Raw genomic sequence first — 25547 nt, 5'->3', positions numbered from 1 at the left:
GGTCATGAAAGTTCTTTCGTTGATCTCGACCAAGGGTGGCGCCGGCAAGACCACCGTCGCCGCCAATATTGGTGGATTGCTCGCCGACTCAGGCTTGCGGGTGTTGCTGCTGGACCTGGACAGCCAACCGACGCTGTCCAGCTACTTCGCCTTGTGCGAGCTCCGAGAGGCCGGCAGTTACGAACTAATCTCGCAACGGCTCACTGCTCCCGAGCAGGTGATCACCACCACCGTCATTCAACACCTTGAATTGATCGTGTCCAACGACCGCGCCGGGCATATTAACGCCCTGCTGATGCAAGCGGACGATGGCCGCCTTCGACTGCGCAATCTGCTACCAGCCTTCCAGGATCGTTACGATGTGCTCATCGTAGATACCCAAGGCGCGCGCAGCGTGGTGGTGGAGATGGCCTTCCTCGCCTCCGATTGCGCACTGTGCCCAGTCCCGCCGGAAATGCTCGCAGCGCGCGAGCTGCGCCGCGGCACGCTCGGGCTGTTTGAGGAATTGGAGCCGTACCGCTACCTGGGGGTCGCGTTGCCGTCAGTGAAGCTGTTGCTCAATCAGGTTAACGCCAATCGCCGCGATACCCGCTTGATTATGGAGAGCCTCCAAGATTCGTTTAAGGCCGATCCTCATGTCAGCCTCTGCGCCACAGTGATTCCCGATCGGGTGGCCTACCTCAATGCGGCCTCACTGGGGCTGCCCGTGCACCGCGTCGACTTCACTCCACCGGCTGGTAGCCATAGCCGTTGCGCCGCTGAGGTCATGCGTGCACTGGCGCTCGAGTTGTTTCCAGAATGGACCGACCTACTGAGCTCCCCAACAGCGTACGAAACTAGTCAAACGTCAACAGCCGGTAGCCGGCTTATCCGTCGCGACTGATCGGAGGATGTGTGATGAAGCCGCCGACCTCCGAAGAAATCACACGTCAACTGCAGCAAGCCCATTTCCCGCAGAAGCCGGACCGTGAGGTCACGGCCGCTCCCGTCAGCGACACACCGATGGTCGTCACCCTCGAGCAACTGCGTCCCTACGAGCTCAATCCGCGTGTCATTCGCAATCCGCTGTATGACGAGCTCAAAGCCTCGATCCGCGAACGCGGTTTGGACCAACCACCCTCCATCACCCGTCGGCCGAATGAGCAGCACTTCATCATCCGCAACGGCGGCAACACCCGTTTGAGCATCCTCGGTGAACTCTGGCAGGAAACCCGCGAAGAGCATTTCTTTCGTATCCACTGCCTGTTCCGTCCCTGGCAATCCGAGTCACATGCCTTGCTTGGGCACTTGGCCGAAAGCGATTTGCACGGTCAGCTCACGTTCATCGAGAGGGCCCTCGCGGTAGCGAAACTCAAGGACATGTTTCAGGAGCCTAGTGCCCCCCTGAGCCAACGCGAGCTCTCCGCGCGCTTGAGCCAAGGTGGGTACCCTGTCTCGCAATCGCATATCAGCCGTATGTTCGATGCGCTCGAGCATCTGCTACCTGCCATTCCGCAGATCCTTTATGCAGGTCTCGGCAAACCCGCCATCGAGCGGCTGATCACGCTGCGGCGCCGAGCGGAGTCGACCTGGAACCAGTATTTCGGTGATGCCCAACAATTCGCGATGCTGTGGTTAGAAGTGTTGTCGACATTCGAAGGTGAAAAACCCGAACTGGACTCGAGTGAGCTACAGGACGAGCTGATCGCCAAAATGGCAATGATCCTGAATCAGACGCCCCGCCTGCTAGCTCTGGAAATGTACCAGGAACAGCACGTGTCGCCTCACGCAGCAACTAACGCTCATCCTCTGCCTCAAAGTTCAGAAGATGACTCTCCACGCCCGTCGCCAGAAAGCGTGGACGCCTCCGAAACATCAATCGAGTCGTCTAATCCCGAGCAACAGCTAAGTAGCGGAGCCCCTTCGACGGCGAAAGAGCCCCGCCTCTCCCACATTCGCCAGGCGCTAAGTGACGAGCAGCCTACTGTGAAGCAGCAGCATGGCATCGATGACGTTCAGTCACCGGCGAGCCCGGTTTCACCACGCGTCACGTCACTGAATGACATCAACGGCTTGCGCGAAACCTGCGTCACGCTGGCGACCGATCTAGCCAAATATGCCGACGCCAGTGCAATGGTCAGGCCGCAAGCTGACGGCCTGGGCTTCACGCTGTCACTGGAGTACGGCGAACTGCTCAGCCCACGATATACCGGCATTCAGCTTTTGCTCTCGGCCCTGCTGCGTTTACAAGATGACGTGGCCTGGGAACAACGTCAGCAGTTGCCGGCCGCGCTTTTTGGTCAGCTGCTGATCGGTGCCTATGACCTGCCATTTGCCGAACGCCCCTCCCTGACGGTTGGCCTCGAGCGGCTCCCCGATGATCAGCTGGAGCATCTATTCTCGCTGATCCGCCACTCCCGGCGGCTGATCGATCTGACGCTGTCGTCCACTCGCTAACGTGAGGAACTGCCTCATGACCACCACCTTTAATTTGTTGAACCATGCCATGTTGAATCAGGTGCTGCATGAACTGCGCCATGGGCGTCTGCAGCGGTGCAAAGCCTTGGGGCTGGCCGATGAAGACATCGAGGTCCTGCAGTCGCTACCACCGACCACCTTGTCCCACCTGGCGCACTCGTCCGTAGCCTGGGTGGAGGTCAAAGTCGACACGACCGTGCTGCGACGCCTCATCGCCCAGGCCGAACGGGATGAACAAAACGAGCGGCTGATCAACCGGGCTCTCAAATTGGGGGCAAGTTCCAGCATCATGTACCGCTGCTTTGGCCTGGACCATTCGGAAACCGCGCTGCGTCGTCGCGTGCTTAAAATCGAGACCCACCGCGGTCGGCCGGTTCAGCTCAGCGAGGCGCAAGAGCATGCGGTGTGGAACCGCTGGAGCCAACTGCGGGGAGACGATCCGGACAACGATCCACTGGACGCGATGATGATGCTGGCGGAGGAACAACACATCAGCCTGACCCTGATCTGGCAGCAGATTGAACTGTACGGAGGTGCGCCATGCTGAACTTCTACCAGGTCGACTGGCAGGATGTGGTGCGCCAGTGCTACGACGCGCTGCGGCGTCGTATGGAGTGGCAGGCGGCACAGGCCCAAATGGCTGCCTCCACTGCGGAGGCACCGCTACGGACCATCTACTATGGCGACAATGATCCGTTGCCCCAAGCGTTGCTGCTTGATCGCCGGCTGACGCCGCTGGAGCGCAACACCTGGCAGGTGTTGCGCTGGCTGATCACCGAACGCCGGGTGAAAACGCCTCGCTACCAAGACCTGCAGCCCTACCTGGCCACCAGCCCCTGCGGTTCCCGGGCATCACGTGAAACCATCGCCCGAGCGCTCAACGTACTCCGTACTACCCGCTGGCTCAGCTTGGTCGACCGATCCCGCGATGCGCAAGGCTGCCTGCGGGGCTGCATTTACGTGCTGCACGGTGACCCGTTGACTCCCGCCGAACAGCTTGAGCTCGACGGCGGCTACGCATCGCTGCTCCAGCAGAACCTCACCCACGTTACGAAAGGCGTGCGTGACGTGGCGCAGCATGTGATTGAGGAAATTTACGCAGACCCACAAGTGGCGGCAGTCGATAAGGAGAAACTCGCCGCACCTGCTATGCCAGCTCAGCAGCAATCGCTACCCCTAACCAGCGAAGGTGCGGAAAATTCCGAACCTGGAAAAAGCCACCAGGTTCAAACTGCAGGCGCATCGCCAGCGGATTCCGAACCCTGCAGCAACGCGCCGATTTCTACTGTGATTCGGAATGCCGACGCCGGCCGTACAGTACAAAAAGAGAAAAGCAAAACAAGTACGGTACTGGCGCAGGTGGAGTTCGGCCAAGCCCGATGGCCAGAAGACCTACCACTAAGCCCAACCGAGCGACGCATGGCCATCCAGGCGATGCGCCAGCTCGAACCTGAACAGCAACAAGCAGTGATCAACGAAGCGTCGGTGCGGTGCGCCCGCGGCGAGATCCGCAAACCGGTTGCCTACCTGATGGGCTTGATCAAGCGCGCATGCCAAGGGGAATTTACCTTGTGGGCGGCCCGGGCCGAGATGACTCCGCAAGTGACCACGTCCCACCGCGATCCGAAGGCAGAACCGCCCTGCGAGCGTCCACGGCGCAGCGGCGAACGCACGGCCTCGCCACTGGCCTTGGCGTGCCTGGAGGAACTGAAGCAACGTTGTCGCGGCATAGGCGCAGCGCCTTAAGATTGGACGCCAGCGGAATCAATGCCGGTGCCATCAAATCTAGGGAAATCCACTGCCAGTAAATGCGAGCACATCAGCTTCGCGTTGATCCGCGCCGCGCCTCACTGAACAGCCCATTGTCTGCGTCATTCCGACGGCGAGGTACTGGCGATGGTCGATCACTATCAGCTCAACCTGGGCTCTCTGCGCAGCAGCATCACCCTCACTCTGCACACCCATCATGCCGCGCGGTTGTGGCAAGGCCGCATGGCCCGCGAAGGTGTGCACCCCATCATGGGCATGGCCGGCTACATCAGCGTCACCAACCTGCTCAAGCACGCGAGCAGCCAGGACGACCCATTTGCCGACTGGTTCATGCTCCAGCTGGAAGACAAGCTGCTGCAGGCCAAGGCCGAAATGCTCACATTGACCAGCCAGATCAGCCAGGTGGAACGCGACCTGCCCACCCAAGTCGATGTCGGCGACAACCTCAACATCCATCCCGTCACCCTGCCGCTGTTCATCGGCAGCCAGCTCGGCTTTCTCGCGGTCTACCTGCTGACCGACTACGACACCTTGGTGCGCCGCGTGCTCCTCGCCCATCACACCGCCTTGATCGGCCGCAGCGACATGGAAGTCTGGATCGATCGTGGCGCCCATCTGCTGCGCAGCCTGTTCGGTTTGGCGCAGCGTTACCGCCTGGCCGGGGTCAGCCGGGATGACATGGCCGCCAACAACGCCCGCGCCCGCGAGGCCATCGACAAGTTCGGCACGCCACCGCGAAACATTCTCGAGGGCAGCCGCCGCTCCCAATTTGCCCCACCCATCGCACGCGGTTCCACGGCCTCGATTCGCGATGAGCCAGATCAGGCAGAGACAGAGGCTCAGCCCGCGCAGGACATTCCATCCGAAGGGGGTGAAGCATGACCTTGGCCGAAGCGATCGTCCGGCGTTTGTCAGCGGATGCCTATCGCGAGTTCGAACAAGGTGCCTCCCTAAAAGGCCTTTTAAAGCCTTTTAAGGGTAAGGGGGAACTGCAGCAATTCGCCTCGACGATCCTGCGCCTGCGCACCCGGGTCGCCGGATTGATGGGGGTGATGCTGACCATCATGGCGCAGCCTCCCTTCTCGCTCCTGGACCTGCGATTGGTCGTCCAGCACAGCGCCTCCGGAACCGATTTCCTGCGCTGGCGCAGCCCGGACTTCCAGCGCATGGGGGTACAGGTGTGGCAGCAGGCGATGGCACTTCCGCATCTGGCGCCTTCGCTGCGGGAGGCGCTGTACCAGTTGGAGGTCAACCGCGTCACCCTGAACCTGCAGATGAGTAGCCTGCAGTCGCTGTATCGCCAGGCCGAAACCGGCGTCAGCAAGCTGCACGCCGCCGAGACCATCTTCGATCTATCCCGTTCCCCCACCCAGGAGTAGCAAGCATGAGCACGTTCTTTGTTGGTGAAGGCAACATCGGCAGCGCCCCGGAGTTCCAGGAGTTCAACAACCCCCCGGATGAACCGCGACGCCTGTTGCGGCTGAATGTCTATTTCGACAATCCGGTACCGCGCGAGGGCGGCTACGAGGATCGCGGCGGCTACTGGGCCCCCGTCGAGCTCTGGCACCGGGACGCCGAGCACTGGAGCACCCTGTACCAGAAAGGCATGCGTATCCTGGTCGAGGGCCGGACGGTCAAGGATGAATGGGAGGACAGCGAGGACAACGCGCGGGTCACGTTCAAGGTGGAGGCCCGACGCATCGGCATCCTACCCCACCGTCTGGCCTCGGTGTCCATGCGCGAAAAGGCCAATGAAAGCAGCGGCTCCGGACGCAAGGGGGCTAGCAAGAAGACTCCACGCAAGTCCGGCTAAGCGGCTGGTCCTCAGTGGAATCACAGCCTGCAGCGCGATACCCCTGAGGGCTCGCTGCCCGTTCGGCGCGCAACGCTGGATACTGCAGGTGGTTCAATGCCGCCGGGCCTCTCCCCGCTGATCAGCATCCAGCAGCTGCGTCACCTCAGCCAGGTACTGGTCCAGAGCAAGAAATGCCCGCCAGTGCGCCTGGCTTTCCTGAACCCATGCGATCAACCTCGCGCGCGCCTTCAGATTGTCCGGTTCCAGGTGGGTTGCCATGAACAACTCATGGGCCTTGATCGCTAACGCATCTGCCTCACGCTCGTTAGATCCGTCCAAGTCGTAAGCTCCGTTTTGACGGGCGGGTTATCACACTCAATTCAGGTGATACGCCTCATAGGGTTGCTAGTCAACCTTATGAGGCGTTCATATATTCGGGTTGCTGGTCAACCATACGGGTCGAATTGGAGAGCGCCCCCGTTGCCAGTCAAAGAGCCTAGCCCACAACACATCGGTCGCCAGTTGGCGAAGTATCGCCGCGCACGTGGTTTGACCCAAGAGTAAGTCGGCGAGTGTCTGGAAATCGGCGCCGAAGCCGTATCGCGCTTTGAACGCGGCGTGGTCGAACTAACCGTCAACAAGCTGCTGCAATTGGCCGATATGTACGGCTGTCCCGCCGATGAGCTGCTGCTAGCCATCAGTCCTCGCCCCCAGGACCAAGGCCAGAAAATTGCATCGCTGATCAAGGAGCTTGGCGAAGCAGATAAAAAATTTGCCCTGGAGTTTCTGCAAACGCTGGCCGCTCACCTCGCGCAAAGAAAGTAACCATTCACCTCCATTAAACCGCCGATATGAACTCGGCGCATTCAGGTTTTCGCTGGTTCTCTCACGCCACACCGCCACCCAATCGGTACCTCACCGAGAGGGCCGACGTATGCGACTGTTTATTTGCGAAAAACCATCTCAAGCCCGCGACATCGCCCGCGTGCTGCAGGCCACCCGGCGTGGCGACGGCTGTTTGCAAGGCCAGGGGGCCACCGTCACCTGGTGCGTGGGCCATCTGCTGGAAACAGCACCGCCTCAGGCTTATGGTAATTACAAACGTTGGTCGCTGGAGGACCTGCCGATCATTCCTGCCCACTGGCAGTTGGTGATCAAACCCAAGGTCGCCAGCCAGCTGAAGGTCATCCAGCAATTGCTGCGCTCCTGCTCCGAGGTGGTCATCGCCACGGACGCCGACCGTGAAGGCGAGATGATCGCCCGGGAAATCCTTGAGCGCTGTCAGTACCAGGGACCGATTCTGCGCCTGTGGCTCTCCGCCCTCGACGATGCCTCGATTCGCCGTGCACTGGGCACGCTACGCCCAGGTGAACAGACCTTGCCGCTGTACCACTGCGCCTTGGCACGCTCACGCGCGGACTGGCTGGTGGGTATCAACCTGAGCCGGCTCTTCACCCTGCTCGGGCGCCGCGCCGGCTTCGACGGCCTGCTGCCGGTGGGGCGTGTGCAAACGCCGACGCTGCGCTTGGTGGTCCAGCGAGATCGGGCGATAGCGGGCTTTGAGCCTCAGCCGTTCTGGACCGTCGATGCGCATCTGGAGGCCGACGGGACGGTCTTTCAGGCGCGCTGGCAGCCACCGACCGCAGCCTGTGACGAAGCCGGTTACTGCATTGACGAAGCGGTCGCACAGAGCGCGGCGCTGCGCTTGAGCCAACTGGGGACTGCCCAGATCCGCCGCATCGAGGTCGAGCACGTGCGCGAAGGCCCTCCGCTGTCGTTCGATCTGGGCACGCTGCAGGAGATCTGCTCGGCTAAGCTTGGCCTCGGTGCCCAGGAAACCTTGGCGGTGGCCCAAGCCCTGTATGAAACCCACAAGGCAACGACCTACCCACGCACCGACTGCGGCTACCTGCCGGAAAGCATGCTGGATGAGGTGCCGCGCGTACTCCACGCCCTGGCGGCGGCCGCCCCGTCAATCGGACAATGGCTGAAGGAGGCTGACCCCAGCCGACGCTCCCGGGCCTGGAACAGCAGCAAGATCACCGCCCACCACGGCATCATCCCCACTGCTGTGATGCTAGACCTGACCCAGCTCTCCGAACGCGAGCGGGCGGTTTACACACTAATTCGCGCCCGTTACCTCGCACAATTTCTGCCCGACCATGAGTACCTGAAAACCCAGGTGGTGTTGCACAGTGACGAAGATCAGTTACTGGCGCGCGGCAAGCAAATCCTGGCACGCGGCTGGAAGGCGGTGATCGACGAGGCCGACGGCAACGAACCTCTAGAGCAAACCCAAAGCTTGCCCACACTGCGCGAGTCGGCAGCGGTGGCAGTGACCGACACCACGGTCAACGCGCAGCGCACACAGCCCCCCAAGCCCTACACGGAAGGCACACTGGTCAAGGCCATGAAAACCATCGCCAACCAGGTGGATGACTCACGACTCAAACAGAAACTCAAGGACAGCTGCGGCCTCGGGACCGAGGCCACCCGAGCGGCGATCATCCAGGGCCTGATCGATCACGGGTACCTGACCAAGAAAAAACGCAACCTAGTCGCCTCGGCGGCGGCACACACCTTGATCGAGGCCGTGCCGGCGGAGGTCGCCGATCCGGCGCTGACCGCACTCTGGGAGCAGGCACTTGATCGTATTGAGACGGGACAGCTGAGCGTCGAAACCTTCCTCGCCAGGCAGGCGGAATGGCTGACCCGGCTGGTGCGTGGCCACGCTTCGCTCACCTTGCCGCCAACGCTTACCAAAGGCCCGCGCTGCCCCGTGTGCCGCAGCGCCATGCACCAGCGCAAAGGCCGCACCGGCAGCTTCTGGTCGTGCACCCGCTATCCCGAGTGCAAGGGCACCAAGCCGGTCGCCAAACCCAAGCGCACCAAGCAGCCAGGCGCCTTCTGAGCGGGCATGTGTGACTTGACGGCGTACGGCAGCACTGGTGTAGTGATCAGGTCCGTCGCCGCTTGGCGACCCCAGACCGATTCGCTCCGGGCAGCTCGGTCAGACTCGAAGAGTTCGGAGCCGCATTTCACTTTTTCTTCGGATTTCTCCCCAGCGTTTCAGGTCCCCAAGGTGGATGACCCGTGCGGCTTGGTGTCAGGTCTCAGGGGTCATCCGCTTCGGCGACGATGCTCAGCACCGGTGCCCGCCGGCGAAACACTGGGCACCTTTTGTGCGCGGATGCGTGCCAGTTGATTTCGACCCAGGCCACGACAAGGGTCGGTTGATCCAGGTGGATCGACAGCGGAGGTTTTGCGATGAACTCCGGTGTCACGTTACCGGGTCAAGGGTGGTCTAGCTCTTCCTAGCCTGATGACCGTCGGGCTATTTTTTCGTCACGCAGAATCCACTGAGTGCCACCCACTTCCGCCCGCCCAAGCCTCCCCCAATCCACTGTTGACGGGCCGTTGGCGCCGTTTTATAGATGAACTGCACACCGCTGTCGCTGACAGCGTACAGGTAGCCGGAACCTTCAAGGCTACGCCCATTTCGGGTGGTTCTCCCCCAGTGCGATCAGCGCTCGGCAGCTCGCACGGTCACCGACCTGTCGGTGATGAGCGCCCTTCTACCGACCACGCTTTTTTTGCACCTCCCCCTTGCGGAACTCACCAGCCGCCAGGGCCGGTGGATATCCGCGTTTCTGCTAACCAGGAGATCCACCATGACGACTGCAAGCAACAACGCTCCCACCACCTACTTCAACCTGCACACCCAAGGCATTGGTTATTTGAACCGCGTTCGCGAAGTCCCTGTACGTCGCGGGCAACCGTTCATGGCCTGTGACATTGCCGCCTTGCACGGTGCCTCGGACGACGTCGAGTACACCCGCTTCGACTGTAAGGTCGCCAGCAGTGAAGCCGAACGGCTGATCCGTGAACACCTGGAAGACGTCCGTGCTGAACGCAAGGTCCTGATCGCCTTTCGCATTGGTGACCTTTGGGTTGACCCTTTCCTGTACGAAAAAGGCGAGCGCAAGGGCCAACCCGGTGCCAGCCTCAAAGGCCGGCTGATCTTCATCGAGTGGATCAAGGTTGATGGCCAGTTCAGCTACCGAGCACCCGCTCGCACCGACTCCATTACCGTTATCGACGCAGCAGCGGAATCGGACCAAGCCGACACCGTCGCCGAACAGCACCAACCCGCCTCTGCCCGCGCGAGCGCGTCCACCGCTGCACGTCAGTCTGCCTGAGGCACATTGACCGCCACCAACAGGCGCTCCCACGAGCGCCTGTTATCCACTCACGTCGGAGGCCGTCATGGAAAGCTTCTGGCTCTGCGAGGACTGCCTGCAAGCGGTCGCGTATGACGATTTCAGCGCACTTTCGTTGTACTACAGCGAGGCTGAAATCGAGCAACGCATCGCGCAGCTGCGCACCGAACTGCAGGCCCTGATGCCACTGAGCGCCGATTTCGATCCGCAGACCGGCTCCGGCATCGAGTCCTTTTCCACCCGAGCGTGCGAGGGATGTCAAAGCCGGCTACACGGTGCCCGTCATCGCTTTACGCGTCTGTGAATCATGCACTTCACCAGCCTGGGGCACTCCCCCAGGGGCGCTCCATCTCCCACGAGGAATTGCCCATGAACACTGCCCTGAACCTGGTCGACGCGCTCGACCCGGCATTGGCCCAACGCGCCCATGAGGATGCACTGATCACCCAAGCCCTGCAGTTGCTGGATCAACGTTACTTCCAGCGCGGCGAACTGCTGTTGACCCCCTCCGACGCTGCAGCCTACCTGAAGCTGCGGCTCGCCCCTTACCAACACGAGGTGTTCGCTCTGCTTTGCCTGGACTCACGCCATCGCGTGCTGAGCTTTGACGAACTGTTCACCGGCAGCATCGACGGCGCCTCCGTCTATCCACGCGAGGTCGTGATCAAGGCGCTGGAGCACAACGCCGCCGCCGTGATCCTCAGTCACAACCACCCTTCCGGTTGCCCGGAACCGAGCTCCGCCGACCGGGTACTCACAGGACGCCTGACCGAGGCCCTGGCCCTGGTTGAGGTGCGCGTCCTGGATCACATCATCGTCGGCGCAGGTACCCCGCTTTCGCTCGCCGAACATGGCTGGATCTGACAGCCCATCCCTGCCTCGGAGGTCACCGCCAGTTTGGGGGGCCTCTGCGCCTAAGGAGAACCATCATGCCCCCATCATTTCGCAATCCCTTCCTTCGCGGTTTCCACGATCTGAGCTACAAACGCGTCGTCCAGATCAGCTATGCCAACAATTGTCCACCCTGCTACCGCCCTCTGCACCCAGCGCAAATCCAGCTGCCCAACGAGGCCATCTATTTCCAACCCTGCGTATTCGATGACGACTGCGCGGTTATCACCGACGGCCAAAACGTGCCCAGATTTGTCCGTATGCGCCGCCCGGGCGCCGGCCTGGTGAGTAGCGTGATCTACCAGATCATCGACCATCACCGTGGACGACCGATGCATCTCGGCGACCTCCCCAACGAGGAAGCAGCACGCACCCTGATCGAGCTGTTGTCCTTTTCCACGGGGCACTACAGCCGCAGTTGGGAGATCAGCTCTGCCCACCTGCCAACGACGGAATTCGAGTATCTGCAAGAGCGAGCTTGGCACCCTTCACCGACAGGCTTCTTCGAGTGCTTCGAACTCAGCAGCAGCCATGCCGTGGGGTGCAAGCTGTACTCGACACCCTGGAGCATGGAGGCCGAAGGGCACTGCAGTTGCAGCGCCGACGAAGTCAGCACTCGCATGCGCGATGACGATGTCCCGCCCGTGTTGTTGCAGCTGTTACTGCTGGCAGGTCATGCCGACACCCGCTTGCTGATCTTTGACCCCGACGCAGCGCCACTCCCGGAACTGTCCCTATTCACTGAAGACTGACCCAAGGCGCCCCACGGGCGCCTTTTTTATGAGTGCTTCACGGTAATCCGGACGGCCAGATTCGGTTTTTCGGTAGGAGCGCGGCTCGCACTTTCGCCAAGGTAACGGCAACTTTTGTCGAGACCCGGACATGCATACCCCCACACTCCTCACCCTCGGACTGATGATCGCGCTGACCGGCTGTAACACGTCGCCACCGGCGCCCGCCCCAGCAGCGCCATCCGTATCGCCGGCCTCACTGCAGAAGCAGAAACCCAAGCTACCTAAATGGGTCCGCCAGGACCGATACACCCTGGCCAATACACAGCCGACCCTGGAACAGCGCCAGCCGCTGTATCAGCTCATCAACGTACAGATCGCCCCTGCTCTGCACGCGAATGTCGGGGAGGCACTGCGTCACGTGCTGCAACGGTCGGGCTACTCACTCTGCCCCGACAGCGCAGCGGTGGATCGGTTGTTCAGCCGTCCCCTGCCCGCCGTGCACCACCAACTCGGACCGATTTCGCTGCTGGACGCCTTGACCATCATCGGCGGACCGGCCTGGAGGATCAACATCGATCCGGTCGACCGGACCGTCTGCTACACCCTTCGCTCGCCACAGCCCAAACCGCCACTCTCGACATCGGAGATCGCGCCATGAAGGTCCACCGCTTTCAGGCCCTAGTGATCGGCGGCCTGTGCCTGGGCGCCGCCGTGCTGGCTGGCGAAACGTACAACCAACACCAGCAATTGGCCGAACTCCAGGCCGCAGCCCGCGGTGCCCCTGCCGACCCGGCTCCCGCGTTGCGGCGCGACGTCGATGCGCTCGGCAATACGCTCGCGACATTGCAGCTGCAGGTGGCGGCGCTGGGAGACGCGCAAGGTCAGCATGCTTCGGCGCAGACGACGCTCAGCCAGCAGTTGGATGAGATGGCCGCATCGCTTAAGGCCGTTCAAGCGGCACCGAGTGGGCCGAGCAGCGCCGACTTCAGTGCACTGGAACAGAGGCTTGGCAGGACAGAAATTGCGCTTGAGACCCAGTCGGCACGAGCCTCCGTGCCAGCGGCCGACACAACACGGCCGCTGGCGCCCATGGGCCAGAAAGCCAAGGCCAAAGCCCCGGCGCCGCCGCTGACCCTGCTGGGTATCGAGACCCGAGGCGTGATGAGGTTCGTTACTGCCCTGCCCACCGGTGCCCACTCGCTGTCGACCGTGCACCTGCTGCAGCCCGGCGACAGCCTGAACGGTTGGCAGCTGCGTACGATCCACGAGGACGAGGCCGTGTTCCACGCCCCCGGCCATGGCGATCGCACACTGCCCCTGCCGTGAAGAGGTGCTTATGCTTCGGCTCTCCGCCCTCCCGCTGATCCTGCTTCCCACCTGCCTGCTGGCAGGGCCGGGATGGAGTGCACCGAAAATGCTCGGATCAGACCAGCAGTACAGCGAGCAGGCGCCGCTGGATCGGCAGCCGTCAGTCGCGACGCAGGCCAAAGTTTGGGGGCTAACGGATGACGAATGGGCCAAGTTCGAGCAACTGCAGTCCGGGCCGCGCCACTACTGGTCGCCGCAGCTCGACCCTCTCACCACCCTGGGCGTGGAGGCCGACTCTGAGCAGGAGCGGCAGCGCTACGCCGAACTACAGGTTCGCCTCGAAGCCAAACGCGCAGAACGCGAGCTGGCTTACCAGAAGGCCTACACCGCCGCCTGGGCACGACTGTTCCCGGGAATGCTGCCGGTGCAGGGTCTGGCCGATGAGTCCGCAACGTCGAGCAACACCCGCTATGCCCTGTTCGTGGAAGAACGCTGTCCTGACTGCGCGACCAACACCCAGCAGTGGCTCCGTGCCGGCGCCCGCCTGGACGTGTACCTGGTGGGCAGCCAGGGTGACGACGCGAGTCTCCGACACTGGGCGCGTGGCGCAGGCATTACCCCAGCCCAGGTTAGCAGCGGCCAGGTCACCCTAAACCACGACCACGGCCGGTGGTTCGCCCTGGGCGCGGCCCGACCCTTGCCGGCGCGTTTTCAGCAGGTGGATGGTAAATGGCAGCGCATCGACTGATCCTCACGCTGGCCTTGACCGGCGTGACCGTGGTCCAGGCGGACGCCCTGCCTCCGCCCGCGTACCAGTTGGCCGCCGCGCGGGCCGGCATCCCCGCCTCGGTACTGTTCGCCATCGCCCTGCAGGAGAGTGGCACCCCGCTACGCGGTCGTCTCATGCCCTGGCCTTGGACCTTGAATGTCGCCGGCACACCGCAGCGTTTTGCCAGTCGCGATGAGGCCTGTGCTGCGCTCAGGCTAGAACTCACACGCCATGACCCCAAGCGCATCGATGTCGGTCTGGGACAGACCAACCTCGGCTACCACTCGGACCGCTACCCCAGCGCCTGCAATGCACTCGATCCACGGGCGAACTTGGCCATCACCGCCGAGCTACTGCGTGCGCACTATGCCGATGTGGGTGACTGGGTCGTGGCTGCTGGGCGCTATCACCGTCCGGCCGGCGGTGCGCCCGCGGCGCGCTACCGCACACAGTTCAGTCGGCACTGGCAGCGCATCCAAGCGATCGCGTCCCTTCGCGGAGGGTCACAGCCATGAGTCTCTCGCGCTTGGTGGCACTGGCCATCTGTACGTGGCTGTCGCTAACCGTGATCGCCGCTCCCACCAAGCCCCTCGATCCACGCGCGCTGAATTGGGTGCTGCCGGTGCACAGCGCGCGCCTCACGCCGGGCGCAGTGCCGCCTAGAAAGTTGGACCTGCCGGGCATCACGCCGCTGTTCCTGGTCGGGCAGGACGCAACCTCGCTGGCCTGGTTGGCGCAGCATGCACAGGCCCTGCAGGACCTGGGCGCCAGCGGGCTAGCTGTCGAGGTCGCCGACGCCCAGGCGTTGCGCCGCATCCAGGCGACAGCCCCTGGACTGAACATCTGGCCGGTGAGTGGCGACGACATCGCCGAGCGGCTGGAGCTGGAACACTACCCGGTGCTCATCACGCCCACCGGCTTGGAACAGTGAGGGAGGATCATGGGCGACCATGCGATGGAATCCCTGCTGCGCCCTGCAGTGGAGCTGTACACCGTGGGTATCTGCGCCGGAGCTGGCGCCCTGTGCCTGCACTCGCCTTGGGCGGTGGCCCTGTCGCCTGAGGTGGGTACGGGCATGGCCCTGGCTTACACCGCGTTCGGCCTCAAACGGCTTAACGAGGCCCGGATTGTCCTGTGCTATCGGCGCAACATTCGTCGCCTGCCGCGCTACTCGCTGACCAGCCGACAGATTCCGGTGAGCCGCAAGCGACTGTTCATGGGGCGTGGCTTCCGCTGGACTCGCTTGCACACCCAGCGCCTGCTCGAAGCTCAGGACCCGGCGCTGGCCTGCTATATGAACCAATCGGTTGCGTATCAGTGGGCCAGGCGCCTGGAGTGTCTGCTGGAAAAGGCGCCTTCAGGGCTCTCGCTGCTACCCCGCCTCACCGCCTGGGACAACCCGCTCAATCCGGTACGCCCGCTACCACCGGTCGGGGGCTCACCGCTGCTGCACGGCGTCGAGCCGAGTGAGCAGGAAGCCACCTTGCCGCTGGGTGAGCGTGTTGGGCACACCCTAGTGTTGGGCACCACCCGGGTCGGCAAGACGCGCCTGGCGGAGGTCTACATCACCCAGGACATCCACCGTCCAACCCAAGAGGTGGTGATTGTCTTCGACCCCAAGGGCGACGCCGACCTGCTCAAGCGCATGTACGTGGAGGCACGCCGCGCCGGCCGCGAGCACGAATTCTACGTATTTCACCTCGGGTGGCCGGAAATCTCCGCACGCTACAACGCCATCGGCCGCTTCGGTCGCATCTCGGAAGTTGCTACCCGTATCGCCGGACAGTTAAGCGGCGAAGGCAACTCCGCCGCGTTTCGCGAGTTCGCTTGGCGTTTTGTAAACATCATTGCCCGGGCTCTGATCGAACTGGGCCGGCGTCCGGACTACCTGCAGATCCAGCGCCATGTGGTGAACATCGACGCGCTGTTCATCGAATACGCCCAACATTTCTTCGCCCACCACGACGCGCAGGCCTGGGAAGCGATCGTGCAAATCGAGGGTCGCCTTAACGAGAAGAATGTGCCGCGGCATATGATCGGCCGGGAAAAGCGCGTGGTCGCCATCGAGCAGTACCTGGCTGCGAAGCGCATCTTTGACCCGGTGATGGATGGTCTGCGCTCGGCCGTACGTTATGACCGCACCTACTTCGACAAGATCGTCGCCTCGCTACTGCCCCTGTTGGAAAAGCTCACCAGTGGCAAGACGGCGCAACTGCTGGCCCCCAACTACGCCGACCTGGACGATCCACGGCCGATCTTCGATTGGCTGCAAATCATCCGCAAACGCGGCATCGTCTACGTCGGCCTGGATGCACTGTCAGACGCCGAAGTCGCCGCCGCTGTCGGTAATTCGATGTTCGCCGACCTGGTCTCCGTCGCCGGCCATATCTACAAGCACGGCATCGACCACGGCCTGCCGGGTTCCTCCAGCGCGGCGGACAAGGTGCCGATCAACCTGCACGCCGACGAGTTCAACGAGCTGATGGGGGATGAATTCATCCCGCTGATCAACAAGGGCGGTGGTGCGGGTATCCAGGTTACTGCCTACACCCAGACCTTGAGTGACATCGAGGCGCGCATCGGCAGCCGGGCCAAAGCCGGCCAGGTCATCGGCAACTTCAACACTCTGCAGATGCTTCGTGTACGGGAAACCGCAACCGCGGAACTGCTGACCAATCAACTGCCCAAGGTCAACGTGCAGACCCGCACCCTGGTCTCAGGGGCGACGGACACCGCGGATCCCGAAGCCCGTACGGACTTCACCTCCTCTTCGCAGGACCGTGTCACTACCAGCGCCGTGCCGCTGATCGAACCCGCACACATCATCGCCCTGCCCAAGGGACAGATGTTTTCGTTCCAGGAGGGCGGGCAACTGTGGAAGGTGCGTATGCCGCTGCCCACACCGGCCAGCGACGATGCGATGCCGGCGGATCTGCAGACCTTGGCCGCGTGCATGCGCGACTCGTACAACGCCAATGCGGGTAACTGGTGGACCACTGCGGGAGGTGCACCGACCGTCGACTTCGATCCCGAGATGCCACCGTCTGGGCGTAGACGCGAACCGTAAACGCCCAGGCAGCAACCGAGTATTGTGGAGCCCATATGCCCACCACCACTGCTAGCGCGACTCCTGCGCCACGACGTCCGGGGCTCATCTTCGGCACGGTCGAACTGTGCTTACGGCTGTTCGGCCTGCTGTTCGCTTCGCTGGTTTTCTCCATCGTGCTGGAGTTTGTGGGCCTGCTGTGGTTCTGGCCGGAACAGGGCTGGCATCACAGCCATACCATGTGGCTGAGTGAACTGGGCTGGCTCAGCAGTCATTTCAAGAGTTCACTGCTCGTGCAAGAACCGGCGCAAGCGACCGCTAAGGTTCTTCAGCACCTCAACGACTGGGTCGTGGTCCGCTCCGGGTGGGCGCAATCCGATGCTCAACTGAAGCTGCTCAGTCGAGAGGCGTCACTACAGGGGCAGTTTGCCCAAGCATACGTCGTGCTGCAGGACTACTTGCTGGCAGCCTTGTTCACGGTCTTCACTTTCGTGGTTCGCCTGGCCGTCCTCATCCTGGCCATGCCCCTGTTCCTGCTCGCCGTGATCACCGGTGCCGTCGATGGCTTGATGCGACGCGACCTTCGTAAGTTCGGAGCCGACCGGGAGAGCAGCTTTGTTTACCACCGAGCGAAGCGGACATTACTGCCGCTGACGGTGAGCCCCTGGGTAATCTATCTTTCTCTACCTTGGTCGCTTAATCCCAACTGGGTGCTGCTCCCATGCGCTACGCTGCTCGGCTGCATGGTCGCCATTACTGCTGCGACTTTCAAAAAATACCTCTGATCACTCACCTTTTACCTCTAAAAGCTGACGAAATAGTGCATTTGAGGTTTGCAGTGTCCAGCGCACAGTTACACACAGAAAAATTCGCATACCGGTCAATTAGCTGGCCTGTTTATTATCTCCCGCGCACCGGTTTGCCTCGAAACCTATCTATCAAGCCCCCTGTAAATCGATGGCCCGACAATCCTTTAAGGTCATGTCAACACCTGCCTAATACATCAAGGTGAATGCCAGATTCTCGGCTGGATTTCGCCATGATCTCTTCACGCTATCCGCTGCTGCTTGCTTGCTTTGTGACGCTATCTGCCGCTGCACAGGATGCTCGCGAGCGTTCGGACCTAGGCCTTATGCAGCGGCAGATCACTGTCATCGAGCAGTTGGCCGATCACGCGCGCAGTAGCCAGGTCGATGTCGAAACGTCTCGGTATCACTTCGACTACCCGAGGTTCGTAGCCGACCTCGAGCATATGCGCCGCGGCATCAGCAAGTACCTGTCGCCCTCCCGAGCGCAGCCTACCGATCTAGCCGAGCTGACCAGTGACTATCGCGCTGAAGCGCCTCACCCGAGTTCGCCCGATGAGCATGACTGACGCCCAACTCACCGCGTTCTCCGCAGTGGCCGGGTTTACCCCCCAGCTCAGTTCGGTGCTGTGGCGCTCCTCGGTTCTGGTGCTGGCGTTGCTCTGGTGCGCCTGGGCGCTGTGGAGCGGCTACCGCGGCTGGGCGGCCGGCAACACTAATTTCGGCGCGCTTGGCGGCAGCACTTTGCGCCTCGCCCTCGTCTTGATCGTGCTGATGTTTTTCATGCTGTCGTAAATCAGGAGACCTTGCCATGAACTTCTCCCGCCGTTGCCACCGCCAGCTCGCCATGCTGCGGGATACGTGTTCGAAAGCCCTGCTCGGCGCTCTGGTGCTGCTGGGCTCGACCCTAGTCTGGGCTGACCTGCCGACCATGGAAGCGCCCTCCCGCGGCGAAGGTTCGGGGCTGATCGATACCATCAAGAACTACGCCTACGACGGCGGCATCCTACTCGGGCTGCTGATCGCCACCCTCGCGTTCCTGGGCGTGGCTTGGCATTCGCTCACCGTCTACGCCGACGTGCAGAACCAGCGCAAAACCTGGAAAGACCTCGGCGCCGTGGTCGGTGTCGGCGCACTGCTGGTGGTGGTGATCCTGTGGTTTCTGACCAAAGCCGCCACGATTCTGTGAGGTCACTATGTCCGACACCCCTACCACCCTGCCTGACGGCACGTTGACCTTCCTGCCGGAGCGCCTCAACCGTGATCCGGCCGTCCTCCGTGGCCTCACCAACGACGAGATGTGGGTCGCGCTGATCGTCGGCGCCACGCTGGGCGTGATCCTCGGTGCGCCGCTGGCGGTAGCCACCGCCTCCATCGCCACCCTCCCCACCTGCATGTTCCTGTGCATGACGTTGGTGTTACTCGGCGGCGGCCAACTGCTGCGCCGGGCCAAGCGTGCCCGCCCCGAAACCTGGCTATACCGGCGCTTGCAGTGGCAACTGGCGGTGCACTGGGGCATCGGTACCAGCCAAACGATCCTGCATTCCGGCCCCTGGACCGTCCGGCGTACGCGCCGGCACGTGAGGGCCGCCACATGAGCCGCTTCCGCAATAAGGTGGACGCGCAGCAGGCGCATATCCTCAGCCTGCGTCTGGCCGTGGCGATCCTGGCGTTATTGTGCTCGGGGTTCTGGTACGGCTGGCAGACTGCACCCTCTGAGCTGACCATACACGTGCCGCCCGACCTGCGCTCCGGCAGTACGCGCAAATGGTGGGACGTACCGCCCGAAAACATTTATGCCTTCGCCTTGTACATCTTCGGCCAGCTCAACCGCTGGCCCACCGATGGCGAGATCGACTACCACCGCGCCATCTTCGCCCTGCAACCCTACCTCACCCCGGCATGCAAAACCTTCTTCGACGGCGACTTCGAGTACCGCAAGGCAGCAGGCGAACTGCGCGGCCGAGTGCGCGGTGTGTACGAGGTGCTGGGCCGCGGCTACAGCGACGATCCCAACCTGCGAGTGAAGCAGCTGGATAAGCACAGCTGGCTGGTCAAGCTCGACCTCAATGCCGACGAATACTACGCCGCCGAGCCGGTGAAACGCGTGGTGGTGCGCTACCCGCTGCGGGTGGTGCGCTTCGACGTCGACCCCGAACACAACAAGTGGGGCCTGGCCCTGGACTGCTACGAGGGTACACCGCAGAAGCTGACGCTGCCTGGAGGTGCATCATGATGCGTGCCTTGTTCCTGATACTCGTGACTGCCGCTGGCTGGTGCTCAGCCGCGGGTGCCGTCGAGGTCAAATACTGGGACCGCCTGCCGTTGGCCATCCCGCTTACGGTGGGTCAAGAACGCATCTTGATACTGGACGAAGACATCCGTGTCGGGCTGCCCAGTGCGATCGCCAGCAAGCTGCGCGTACAGTCCGTCGGTGGGACGGTCTACCTCCGCGCGACGGAAGCCCTTCCCCCTACCCGACTGCAACTGCAGTCGGTGAAATCGGGAGACATCATTCTGATCGACATCGAAGCACTCAACGGTAGTGAGTCGCTGGAGCCAGTCAAGATCATCACCCAGACCCAGGCGCCGGATGAGGAAATCGCACGGGGCTCAGCACCTGCAGCGACCCCGGTACCGGTGGTGCTCACCCGCTATGCGGCGCAGAACCTGTATGCGCCTCTGCGCACGGTGGCGCCACTGCCCGGTGTACGTCGGGTGCCGCTGAGCGACTCCATCGCCTTCAGCACATTGCTGCCTACCGAACGGGTTTCGATTAAGGGGTTGGCGGCCTGGCGCCTGGGCGACTACTGGGTGACGGCGGTGAAGATCGTGAATCGCGGACCCGGCAAAGTCACGCTCGACCCGCGTCATCTGCAAGCCACGTTGTACGCCGCTACGTTCCAGCATGCGTACCTCGGCAACGCCGGCACGCCCGAAGACACCACCGTGGTCTACCTCGTCACCCGCGGTGGCGACCTGAAGCACGCGTTGCTGCTGCCCCCGCCGACGCCGGAGGCTGCCGATCATGAAAGCTAACAGCCTGCTGAAGTGGCTTGTACCCGGCGTCCTGCTGGGCATTGTCCTAATCATCGGCAAATCCTGGGTGGTCGCACCTGGTAGCCAGCCAGCTCACGATCCCGACAAGGCAACACTCAGTCCGGAACAGGCAAAGGCTCTGGGCATCGCCGGCGACACTCCGCGCGACACCGTGGCCACGCTGATTGGACAGGTCAAGGCGATGCGCAGCGAGATGCTGTCGTTGAAGAAAGGCAACGATGGGCTGCAGACCGAGAACAGCCGGCTACGCACGCGCGAAGGCAATATCGACACCCGCATCCAGAGCACGTTGAGCAGTGTCACTCAGCAGGTCACCGAACAGCGCCAGCAGGCCAATGATGCCCGGCAGAAGGCCGAGCAGCAGCATCGCGAAACCCAAGGGCTGCTGTCCAGGCTCAAGGACCAACTCACCGACAAACCTACAACGAAGTCCGACGTGCCCGTGGGCTTTGGTCTCGAGCCAGGTGACGAGCAGCAATTTTCAGGCGCGCAAGCATCGGCTGACGTGGTGCAGTGGATCGAACCGTCGAATGCGCGCGCCAGCCAAGAGGACACCACGAAAGCCGGTGGTCCGCTGTCGACACTCACCTCGAAATTCAAGGACTTGCACGGTCTGGACAATAACGCGATCGACCGTGGCCAGGACCACTTGCGTGCCGCTGCCAAGGGCGAGCGCGACCTGGGAAGCGCCCAAGACCGCACCGAAGGTGCCAGGCCCGTCTACACCATCCCCGAAAACTCGACCTTAATGGGTTCCATCGCCATGACCGCCCTGATTGGCCGCGTGCCGGTGGATGGCACGGTGAACGACCCCTATCCGTTCAAGGTGCTGGTGGGTCCGGACAACCTCACCGCCAATGGCATCGACCTGCCGGACGTAGTCGGCGCAGTGATGAGCGGCACCGCCGCAGGCGACTGGACATTGTCCTGTGTACGCGGCCAGGTTGAATCAATCACCTTTGTCTTCAGCGACGGCACCGTCCGCACGGTCCCGCAGCCGCAGAAAATCGTCAGCCGTAATCGCACCAGCGCCCAGACATCAGACACCGAGAAAATCCGCGGCGGCTTGGGCTACATCTCCGACCCCTACGGCATCCCGTGCATCTCCGGCGAACGCCGCTCCAATGCTCAGCAGTACCTGGGGAGCCAGAGCTTGATCACTGCGGCCGGTGCCGGCTTCGCCGCCGCATTGGGCAGTGAGCAGACCAATACTTCCTTCATCAACTCGGCCAGCGGCAACTTGGGCCTGACCCAGAACAGCGGCAACAGCGCGTTGAACTCGGTCATCAGCGGTGGCATTGGCGACATTCGTGAATGGATCAACAAGCTCTACGGTGAAGCCTTCGCGGCCATCTACGTCCCACCCGGGGCCAAAGTGGCCTTGCACCTGGACCATGAAATCAGCATCGACTACGAACCCAAAGGCCGGAGAGTGAATCATGAAAGCCCATCCGTTTCGGTACTGGATCTGGATTAGCCTGCTGCTCAGTCTGCACCTGGCCGGTTGCTCCACCAGCAAAGATGAAATGCTGCCTCATGGCGATCAAACCATGCTCGACATCTGGAACGGCAGTGGCTCGGTCGGAGCGCAGCAACAGCTGCAGGAGGCTCGCGGCGAACTGCGCAGGTCGGTGCTCGATCCGGAGCGGCTGATTAGCGACCAGAGTACCTATACCCGCACGGCCGCCAACGAGATCCGCAACCAGTTCCCACGCCTACCCAACCCCGACCTGGTGATGTACGTCTACCCGCACCTCGCCGGCACCCAACAGACGCCGGTGCCAGGCTACTCGACGGTGTTCCCGCTGTACGAGAAAGTCCAGTACGCGCTGCCCGGCGAGCGCCTGGAAGATCTGTGATGGCCGATGACACGAGTCGCGACCCACCGCGCTGGAAGCCCTGGCGTTCGACCAAGCGTCGGCGGGCAACCCTTGCCGATGAAGCAGCCCAGTACGCACACAATCCTAGCTTCGCCGACCACTTGCCCTGGGTCGAGTACCTCGAGGATGAGCTGTGTTTTCTGCTCGACGACAACCGCTCAGTGGGCGCCGTGTTCGAGCTGCAGCCGATCGGCACCGAGGGCCGTGAGCCCGAGTGGCTGATGGCGGCACGCGACGCCCTGGAAGATGCGCTGCAGGACAGCTTCGACGAGCTTGACCAAGCGCCCTGGGTGGTGCAGTTCTTCTGCCAGGACGACAGTGACTTTTCCCCGTACCTCGAACGCCTGGAGCGCTACATCGCGCCACGGGCACGAGGCACACCATTCACCGAGGCCTTCCTCGCGTCGATGCACTGTCACCTCGACGCCATCGCCAAACCGGGCGGACTGTTCGACGACCATGTCGTGTCTCACCTGCCCTGGCGCGGCAGCAATCGGCGGATTCGGCTAGTGGTCTATCGCTGGCTGGAGGATCAAGGTGACGACGATACGCAGAGCCCGGCTCAGCTGTTGAGCCGGACGTGTGACCGTCTGGTGGCCTCGTTGCAGGCCTGCGGGGTCAGCCCGCGGCGTCTAACCGGGCGTGACTTCTACACCTGGTTGTTGCCCTGGTTCAACCCGGCCCCTGCCCTCACCGGCGAATCACCCGCAGCGTTTTATCGTCAAGTGCCCTACCCCGAAGAGGACGACGGCGATGGACTGCCGCTGCCGTTCGACCACAATTTTGCCGAGCGACTGTTCTTTCAGGAGCCACGCTCGGATAGCGACCAGGGCCTGTGGTACTTCGATCAGCAACCGCATGCCGTGATGGTGGTCGATAAGCTGCGCAGACCGCCCCATATCGGTCAGCTGACCGGCGAAACGCGTAAGGGCGAGGCATTGAACGCCTTGTTCGATCAGTTACCCGAGCAGGCCGTCATGTGTTTGACCTTGGTAATCACGCCTCAGGATGTGCTCGAGGAGCAGCTCAACCGATTGGCGCGCAAAGCCATCGGCGAGAACCTCGCCTCGACCCAAACCCGCCAGGACGTGGAAGAGGCCCGCGCGCTGATCGGCCGACAACACAAGCTGTACCGCGGCACCTTGGCGCTGTACCTGCGCGGTGCCGATGAACAGCAACTGCGCCAGTGCTCGACCCAGGCCGCCAACGTGCTGCTCGGCGCCGGCCTGCAGCCGGTGCGCGAGGGCGACGAAGTCGCGGCGTGCAACAGCTACCTGCGCTGGTTGCCGATGGCCTACAACCCGGCTCGAGACACGCGCAACTGGTACACCCGACTACTGTTTGCTCAGCATGTCGCCAACCTGCTGCCCCTCTGGGGGCGCAGCATCGGCACCGGCAATCCGGGCATCACTTTTTTCAACCGTGGTGGTGCGCCCTTGTCGTTCGACCCGCTGTCGCGTTTCGACCGCTCCATGAATGGCCACCTGCTGTTGTTCGGTCCGACCGGCGCCGGCAAGTCGGCCACCTTGGTTTCGATATTGATGCAGGTCATGGCCGTGTATCGACCGCGGCTGTTCATTGTCGAAGCAGGCAACTCCTTTGGCCTGCAGGGCGACTACTTCGCTACCCTTGGGCTATCCGTCAACAAGGTTCAGCTCAAACCCGGCAGTGGCTTGAGCTTGGCGCCTTTCGCCGATGCTCGCCGTCTGATCGAACACCCCGATCAGGTGGCCAGCCTGTTGACCGAGGACCTGGATGAAACCGAGACGGACAGTGATGAGCAACGCGACGTGCTGGGCGAGCTGGAAATCACTGCCCGCCTGATGATCACCGGCGGCGAAGCCAAGGAAGAGGCGCGGCTGACCCGGGCAGACCGCAGCCTGATCCGCGAGTGCATCTTGGATGCCGCCAGACACTGCGCGGCCACCGAGCAGCAGGTCATGACACGCCACGTTCGCGATGCACTGCGCCACGTCGCCAGCGACGCCCATCTGCCCGATAAGCGTCGCGAGCGGGCGCAGGAGATGGCCGAGTCCATCGACCTGTTCTGCCAAGGCTTCGAGGGTGCCCTCTTCGACCGGCCAGGCACACCCTGGCCAGAAAGCGATGTGACGATCGTCGACCTCGCCACCTATGCCCGTGAGGGCTACGAGGCGCAGATGTCGATCAGTTACATCAGCCTGATGAACACGGTGAACAACCTCGCCGAACGCGATCAGTACCTCGGTCGCCCGATCATCATGGTCACCGACGAAGGCCACATCATCACCAAGAACCCGCTGCTGGCGCCGTTTGTGGTCAAGGGCACCAAGATGTGGCGCAAACTCGGCGCGTGGTTCTGGATGGCGACGCAGAACCTGGCCGACTTCCCCGATGCAGCCCAGACCATGCTCAACATGATCGAGTGGTGGATCTGTCTGAACATGCCACCGGCAGAAATTGAAGAGATTGCCCGCTTTAAAAAGCTCACATCCGCTCAGAAGGCCCTACTGCTTTCCGCGAGCAAGGCCTCGGGCAAATACACCGAGGGCGTGGTCCTGTCGAAGAACCTGGAGACGTTGTTTCGCGCGGTGCCGCCGAGCCTGTACCTCGCCCTGGCCATGACCGAGCCCGAGGAAAAAGCTCAGCGCTGGCGACTGATGGAACAGCACCAACAGTCCGAGCTGGACGCCGCCCTCCAGGTCGCGGCGGAGATCGATCGGTTGCGCGGCATGTCGTGAACACCCGAGCGCCGGCGACTTTCAAAAGACTTTCAATCAACAAAAATCGGCATAAGCACATTTGTACTCCTTCGGTGATTTTGCACAATTC

General features: G+C 62.4%; 29 protein-coding genes and 1 pseudogene. 29 read left to right on the top strand and 1 reads right to left on the bottom strand.

The genetic code is table 11. The features are described 5' to 3' along the window. The first annotated feature begins 4 nt into the window (after positions 1-4). The 7 genes from KW840_RS22000 to KW840_RS21970 all read left to right on the top strand — a co-directional run bounded on the left by KW840_RS22000 (position 5) and on the right by KW840_RS21970 (position 6040). Positions 5-883 carry a ParA family protein gene (locus KW840_RS22000; protein WP_218497826.1) on the top strand — a complete coding sequence of 293 codons (879 nt, stop codon included), beginning with the start codon at positions 5-7 and terminating at the stop codon, positions 881-883. 14 nt (positions 884-897) lie between these two features. Continuing rightward, entirely contained in the window at positions 898-2436 is a 1539-nt protein-coding gene (locus KW840_RS21995) for a ParB family protein (RefSeq protein ID WP_218497825.1), read from the top strand. A gap of 16 nt (positions 2437-2452) precedes the next feature. Continuing rightward, complete coding sequence (locus tag KW840_RS21990) at positions 2453-3004, top strand: DUF2857 domain-containing protein (protein ID WP_218497824.1); 552 nt, start codon at positions 2453-2455, stop codon at positions 3002-3004. Further along, complete coding sequence (locus KW840_RS21985) at positions 2998-4203, top strand: STY4528 family pathogenicity island replication protein (RefSeq protein ID WP_218497823.1); 1206 nt, start codon at positions 2998-3000, stop codon at positions 4201-4203. Before KW840_RS21990 ends, KW840_RS21985 begins: the two co-directional genes overlap by 7 nt. A gap of 150 nt (positions 4204-4353) precedes the next feature. After that, positions 4354-5109 carry a PFL_4669 family integrating conjugative element protein gene (locus KW840_RS21980; RefSeq protein ID WP_154910206.1) on the top strand — a complete coding sequence of 252 codons (756 nt, stop codon included), beginning with the start codon at positions 4354-4356 and terminating at the stop codon, positions 5107-5109. Continuing rightward, positions 5106-5606 carry a DUF3158 family protein gene (locus KW840_RS21975; protein WP_218497822.1) on the top strand — a complete coding sequence of 167 codons (501 nt, stop codon included), beginning with the start codon at positions 5106-5108 and terminating at the stop codon, positions 5604-5606. The genes KW840_RS21980 and KW840_RS21975 overlap by 4 nt, the downstream gene beginning before the upstream one ends. A 5-nt stretch (positions 5607-5611) precedes the next feature. Continuing rightward, on the top strand, positions 5612-6040 hold the full coding sequence (locus KW840_RS21970) for a single-stranded DNA-binding protein (RefSeq protein ID WP_150752588.1): 429 nt from the start codon (positions 5612-5614) through the stop codon (positions 6038-6040). A gap of 93 nt (positions 6041-6133) precedes the next feature. On the opposite strand, the gene KW840_RS21965 is transcribed toward KW840_RS21970, so the two are convergent. Continuing rightward, on the bottom strand, positions 6134-6361 hold the full coding sequence (locus KW840_RS21965) for a hypothetical protein (RefSeq protein WP_218497821.1): 228 nt from the start codon (positions 6359-6361) through the stop codon (positions 6134-6136). A 141-nt stretch (positions 6362-6502) separates the two neighbouring features. On the opposite strand from KW840_RS21965, the pseudogene KW840_RS21960 reads away from it, so the two are divergent. The 22 genes and pseudogenes from KW840_RS21960 (at position 6503) to KW840_RS21855 (ending at position 25456) form a co-directional block, all read left to right on the top strand. Then, positions 6503-6847 (top strand): annotated as a pseudogene (locus tag KW840_RS21960) (helix-turn-helix domain-containing protein). A 109-nt stretch (positions 6848-6956) separates the two neighbouring features. Then, positions 6957-8933, top strand: a complete 1977-nt coding sequence (locus KW840_RS21955; protein ID WP_218497820.1) for a DNA topoisomerase III — start codon at positions 6957-6959, stop codon at positions 8931-8933. 760 nt (positions 8934-9693) lie between these two features. Further along, the gene (locus tag KW840_RS21950) at positions 9694-10221 is read left to right on the top strand and encodes an STY4534 family ICE replication protein (protein WP_218497819.1); all 528 of its coding nucleotides are present in this window, start codon (positions 9694-9696) and stop codon (positions 10219-10221) included. Positions 10222-10288: 67 nt separating this feature from the next. After that, complete coding sequence (locus tag KW840_RS21945; RefSeq protein ID WP_218497818.1) at positions 10289-10546, top strand: hypothetical protein; 258 nt, start codon at positions 10289-10291, stop codon at positions 10544-10546. 65 nt (positions 10547-10611) lie between these two features. Beyond that, positions 10612-11106, top strand: coding sequence for a JAB domain-containing protein (locus KW840_RS21940; RefSeq protein ID WP_218497817.1), 495 nt, complete (start codon positions 10612-10614; stop codon positions 11104-11106). A gap of 65 nt (positions 11107-11171) precedes the next feature. After that, entirely contained in the window at positions 11172-11885 is a 714-nt protein-coding gene (locus KW840_RS21935; protein ID WP_218497816.1) for a hypothetical protein, read from the top strand. A 130-nt stretch (positions 11886-12015) separates the two neighbouring features. Beyond that, positions 12016-12525, top strand: coding sequence for a PilL N-terminal domain-containing protein (locus KW840_RS21930; protein WP_218497815.1), 510 nt, complete (start codon positions 12016-12018; stop codon positions 12523-12525). Further along, positions 12522-13193, top strand: a complete 672-nt coding sequence (locus tag KW840_RS21925) for a hypothetical protein (protein ID WP_218497814.1) — start codon at positions 12522-12524, stop codon at positions 13191-13193. The genes KW840_RS21930 and KW840_RS21925 overlap by 4 nt, the downstream gene beginning before the upstream one ends. 10 nt (positions 13194-13203) lie before the next feature. Further along, positions 13204-13923, top strand: a complete 720-nt coding sequence (locus KW840_RS21920; RefSeq protein ID WP_218497813.1) for a TIGR03759 family integrating conjugative element protein — start codon at positions 13204-13206, stop codon at positions 13921-13923. Further along, a complete protein-coding gene (locus tag KW840_RS21915; RefSeq protein ID WP_218497812.1) occupies positions 13905-14459 on the top strand; it encodes a glucosaminidase domain-containing protein in 555 nt (184 codons plus the stop codon). The genes KW840_RS21920 and KW840_RS21915 overlap by 19 nt, the downstream gene beginning before the upstream one ends. Beyond that, positions 14456-14875, top strand: a complete 420-nt coding sequence (locus tag KW840_RS21910; RefSeq protein WP_218497811.1) for an integrating conjugative element protein — start codon at positions 14456-14458, stop codon at positions 14873-14875. Before KW840_RS21915 ends, KW840_RS21910 begins: the two co-directional genes overlap by 4 nt. Positions 14876-14884: 9 nt before the next feature. Next, positions 14885-17011 carry a type IV conjugative transfer system coupling protein TraD gene (gene traD / locus KW840_RS21905; RefSeq protein ID WP_218497810.1) on the top strand — a complete coding sequence of 709 codons (2127 nt, stop codon included), beginning with the start codon at positions 14885-14887 and terminating at the stop codon, positions 17009-17011. 35 nt (positions 17012-17046) lie between these two features. Then, positions 17047-17775, top strand: a complete 729-nt coding sequence (locus KW840_RS21900) for a TIGR03747 family integrating conjugative element membrane protein (protein ID WP_218497809.1) — start codon at positions 17047-17049, stop codon at positions 17773-17775. A 254-nt stretch (positions 17776-18029) separates the two neighbouring features. Then, positions 18030-18365 carry an RAQPRD family integrative conjugative element protein gene (locus tag KW840_RS21895; protein ID WP_218497808.1) on the top strand — a complete coding sequence of 112 codons (336 nt, stop codon included), beginning with the start codon at positions 18030-18032 and terminating at the stop codon, positions 18363-18365. Next, positions 18352-18591, top strand: coding sequence for a TIGR03758 family integrating conjugative element protein (locus KW840_RS21890; protein ID WP_069557615.1), 240 nt, complete (start codon positions 18352-18354; stop codon positions 18589-18591). Before KW840_RS21895 ends, KW840_RS21890 begins: the two co-directional genes overlap by 14 nt. Before the next feature lie 16 nt (positions 18592-18607). After that, positions 18608-18985, top strand: coding sequence for a TIGR03745 family integrating conjugative element membrane protein (locus KW840_RS21885; RefSeq protein ID WP_154910194.1), 378 nt, complete (start codon positions 18608-18610; stop codon positions 18983-18985). Positions 18986-18992: 7 nt separating this feature from the next. Continuing rightward, on the top strand, positions 18993-19394 hold the full coding sequence (locus tag KW840_RS21880; RefSeq protein WP_218497807.1) for a TIGR03750 family conjugal transfer protein: 402 nt from the start codon (positions 18993-18995) through the stop codon (positions 19392-19394). Then, positions 19391-20032 carry a PFL_4703 family integrating conjugative element protein gene (locus KW840_RS21875; protein WP_218497806.1) on the top strand — a complete coding sequence of 214 codons (642 nt, stop codon included), beginning with the start codon at positions 19391-19393 and terminating at the stop codon, positions 20030-20032. The genes KW840_RS21880 and KW840_RS21875 overlap by 4 nt, the downstream gene beginning before the upstream one ends. After that, positions 20029-20835 (top strand): TIGR03749 family integrating conjugative element protein, encoded by an 807-nt coding sequence (locus KW840_RS21870; RefSeq protein WP_218497805.1) that lies wholly within the window; start codon positions 20029-20031, stop codon positions 20833-20835. The genes KW840_RS21875 and KW840_RS21870 overlap by 4 nt, the downstream gene beginning before the upstream one ends. Beyond that, positions 20825-22333: a TIGR03752 family integrating conjugative element protein gene (locus tag KW840_RS21865; protein WP_218497804.1), complete on the top strand. Its 1509-nt coding sequence runs from the start codon at positions 20825-20827 to the stop codon at positions 22331-22333. Before KW840_RS21870 ends, KW840_RS21865 begins: the two co-directional genes overlap by 11 nt. Next, complete coding sequence (locus KW840_RS21860; protein WP_218497803.1) at positions 22296-22715, top strand: TIGR03751 family conjugal transfer lipoprotein; 420 nt, start codon at positions 22296-22298, stop codon at positions 22713-22715. The genes KW840_RS21865 and KW840_RS21860 overlap by 38 nt, the downstream gene beginning before the upstream one ends. Next, positions 22715-25456 (top strand): conjugative transfer ATPase, encoded by a 2742-nt coding sequence (locus KW840_RS21855; protein WP_218497802.1) that lies wholly within the window; start codon positions 22715-22717, stop codon positions 25454-25456. Before KW840_RS21860 ends, KW840_RS21855 begins: the two co-directional genes overlap by 1 nt. Positions 25457-25547 lie beyond the last annotated feature (91 nt).

It is taken from the genome of Pseudomonas sp. PDM30 (genome assembly GCF_019218985.1).
Lineage (GTDB): Bacteria > Pseudomonadota > Gammaproteobacteria > Pseudomonadales > Pseudomonadaceae > Aquipseudomonas > Aquipseudomonas jessenii.
Note: the sequence above shows the minus strand (reverse complement) of the source record. Positions and strands in the feature narration are given on the sequence as shown.

What these genes read in the sequence shown, in the direction of transcription:
- KW840_RS22000 (WP_218497826.1), top strand. Translation starts at nt 5, where the DNA reads ATGAAAGTTCTTTCGTTGATCTCGACCAAGGGTGGCGCCGGCAAGACC.
- KW840_RS21995 (WP_218497825.1), top strand. Translation starts at nt 898, where the DNA reads ATGAAGCCGCCGACCTCCGAAGAAATCACACGTCAACTGCAGCAAGCC.
- KW840_RS21990 (WP_218497824.1), top strand. Translation starts at nt 2,453, where the DNA reads ATGACCACCACCTTTAATTTGTTGAACCATGCCATGTTGAATCAGGTG.
- KW840_RS21985 (WP_218497823.1), top strand. Translation starts at nt 2,998, where the DNA reads ATGCTGAACTTCTACCAGGTCGACTGGCAGGATGTGGTGCGCCAGTGC.
- KW840_RS21980 (WP_154910206.1), top strand. Translation starts at nt 4,354, where the DNA reads ATGGTCGATCACTATCAGCTCAACCTGGGCTCTCTGCGCAGCAGCATC.
- KW840_RS21975 (WP_218497822.1), top strand. Translation starts at nt 5,106, where the DNA reads ATGACCTTGGCCGAAGCGATCGTCCGGCGTTTGTCAGCGGATGCCTAT.
- KW840_RS21970 (WP_150752588.1), top strand. Translation starts at nt 5,612, where the DNA reads ATGAGCACGTTCTTTGTTGGTGAAGGCAACATCGGCAGCGCCCCGGAG.
- KW840_RS21955 (WP_218497820.1), top strand. Translation starts at nt 6,957, where the DNA reads ATGCGACTGTTTATTTGCGAAAAACCATCTCAAGCCCGCGACATCGCC.
- KW840_RS21950 (WP_218497819.1), top strand. Translation starts at nt 9,694, where the DNA reads ATGACGACTGCAAGCAACAACGCTCCCACCACCTACTTCAACCTGCAC.
- KW840_RS21945 (WP_218497818.1), top strand. Translation starts at nt 10,289, where the DNA reads ATGGAAAGCTTCTGGCTCTGCGAGGACTGCCTGCAAGCGGTCGCGTAT.
- KW840_RS21940 (WP_218497817.1), top strand. Translation starts at nt 10,612, where the DNA reads ATGAACACTGCCCTGAACCTGGTCGACGCGCTCGACCCGGCATTGGCC.
- KW840_RS21935 (WP_218497816.1), top strand. Translation starts at nt 11,172, where the DNA reads ATGCCCCCATCATTTCGCAATCCCTTCCTTCGCGGTTTCCACGATCTG.
- KW840_RS21930 (WP_218497815.1), top strand. Translation starts at nt 12,016, where the DNA reads ATGCATACCCCCACACTCCTCACCCTCGGACTGATGATCGCGCTGACC.
- KW840_RS21925 (WP_218497814.1), top strand. Translation starts at nt 12,522, where the DNA reads ATGAAGGTCCACCGCTTTCAGGCCCTAGTGATCGGCGGCCTGTGCCTG.
- KW840_RS21920 (WP_218497813.1), top strand. Translation starts at nt 13,204, where the DNA reads ATGCTTCGGCTCTCCGCCCTCCCGCTGATCCTGCTTCCCACCTGCCTG.
- KW840_RS21915 (WP_218497812.1), top strand. Translation starts at nt 13,905, where the DNA reads ATGGCAGCGCATCGACTGATCCTCACGCTGGCCTTGACCGGCGTGACC.
- KW840_RS21910 (WP_218497811.1), top strand. Translation starts at nt 14,456, where the DNA reads ATGAGTCTCTCGCGCTTGGTGGCACTGGCCATCTGTACGTGGCTGTCG.
- traD (WP_218497810.1), top strand. Translation starts at nt 14,885, where the DNA reads ATGGGCGACCATGCGATGGAATCCCTGCTGCGCCCTGCAGTGGAGCTG.
- KW840_RS21900 (WP_218497809.1), top strand. Translation starts at nt 17,047, where the DNA reads ATGCCCACCACCACTGCTAGCGCGACTCCTGCGCCACGACGTCCGGGG.
- KW840_RS21895 (WP_218497808.1), top strand. Translation starts at nt 18,030, where the DNA reads ATGATCTCTTCACGCTATCCGCTGCTGCTTGCTTGCTTTGTGACGCTA.
- KW840_RS21890 (WP_069557615.1), top strand. Translation starts at nt 18,352, where the DNA reads ATGAGCATGACTGACGCCCAACTCACCGCGTTCTCCGCAGTGGCCGGG.
- KW840_RS21885 (WP_154910194.1), top strand. Translation starts at nt 18,608, where the DNA reads ATGAACTTCTCCCGCCGTTGCCACCGCCAGCTCGCCATGCTGCGGGAT.
- KW840_RS21880 (WP_218497807.1), top strand. Translation starts at nt 18,993, where the DNA reads ATGTCCGACACCCCTACCACCCTGCCTGACGGCACGTTGACCTTCCTG.
- KW840_RS21875 (WP_218497806.1), top strand. Translation starts at nt 19,391, where the DNA reads ATGAGCCGCTTCCGCAATAAGGTGGACGCGCAGCAGGCGCATATCCTC.
- KW840_RS21870 (WP_218497805.1), top strand. Translation starts at nt 20,029, where the DNA reads ATGATGCGTGCCTTGTTCCTGATACTCGTGACTGCCGCTGGCTGGTGC.
- KW840_RS21865 (WP_218497804.1), top strand. Translation starts at nt 20,825, where the DNA reads ATGAAAGCTAACAGCCTGCTGAAGTGGCTTGTACCCGGCGTCCTGCTG.
- KW840_RS21860 (WP_218497803.1), top strand. Translation starts at nt 22,296, where the DNA reads ATGAAAGCCCATCCGTTTCGGTACTGGATCTGGATTAGCCTGCTGCTC.
- KW840_RS21855 (WP_218497802.1), top strand. Translation starts at nt 22,715, where the DNA reads ATGGCCGATGACACGAGTCGCGACCCACCGCGCTGGAAGCCCTGGCGT.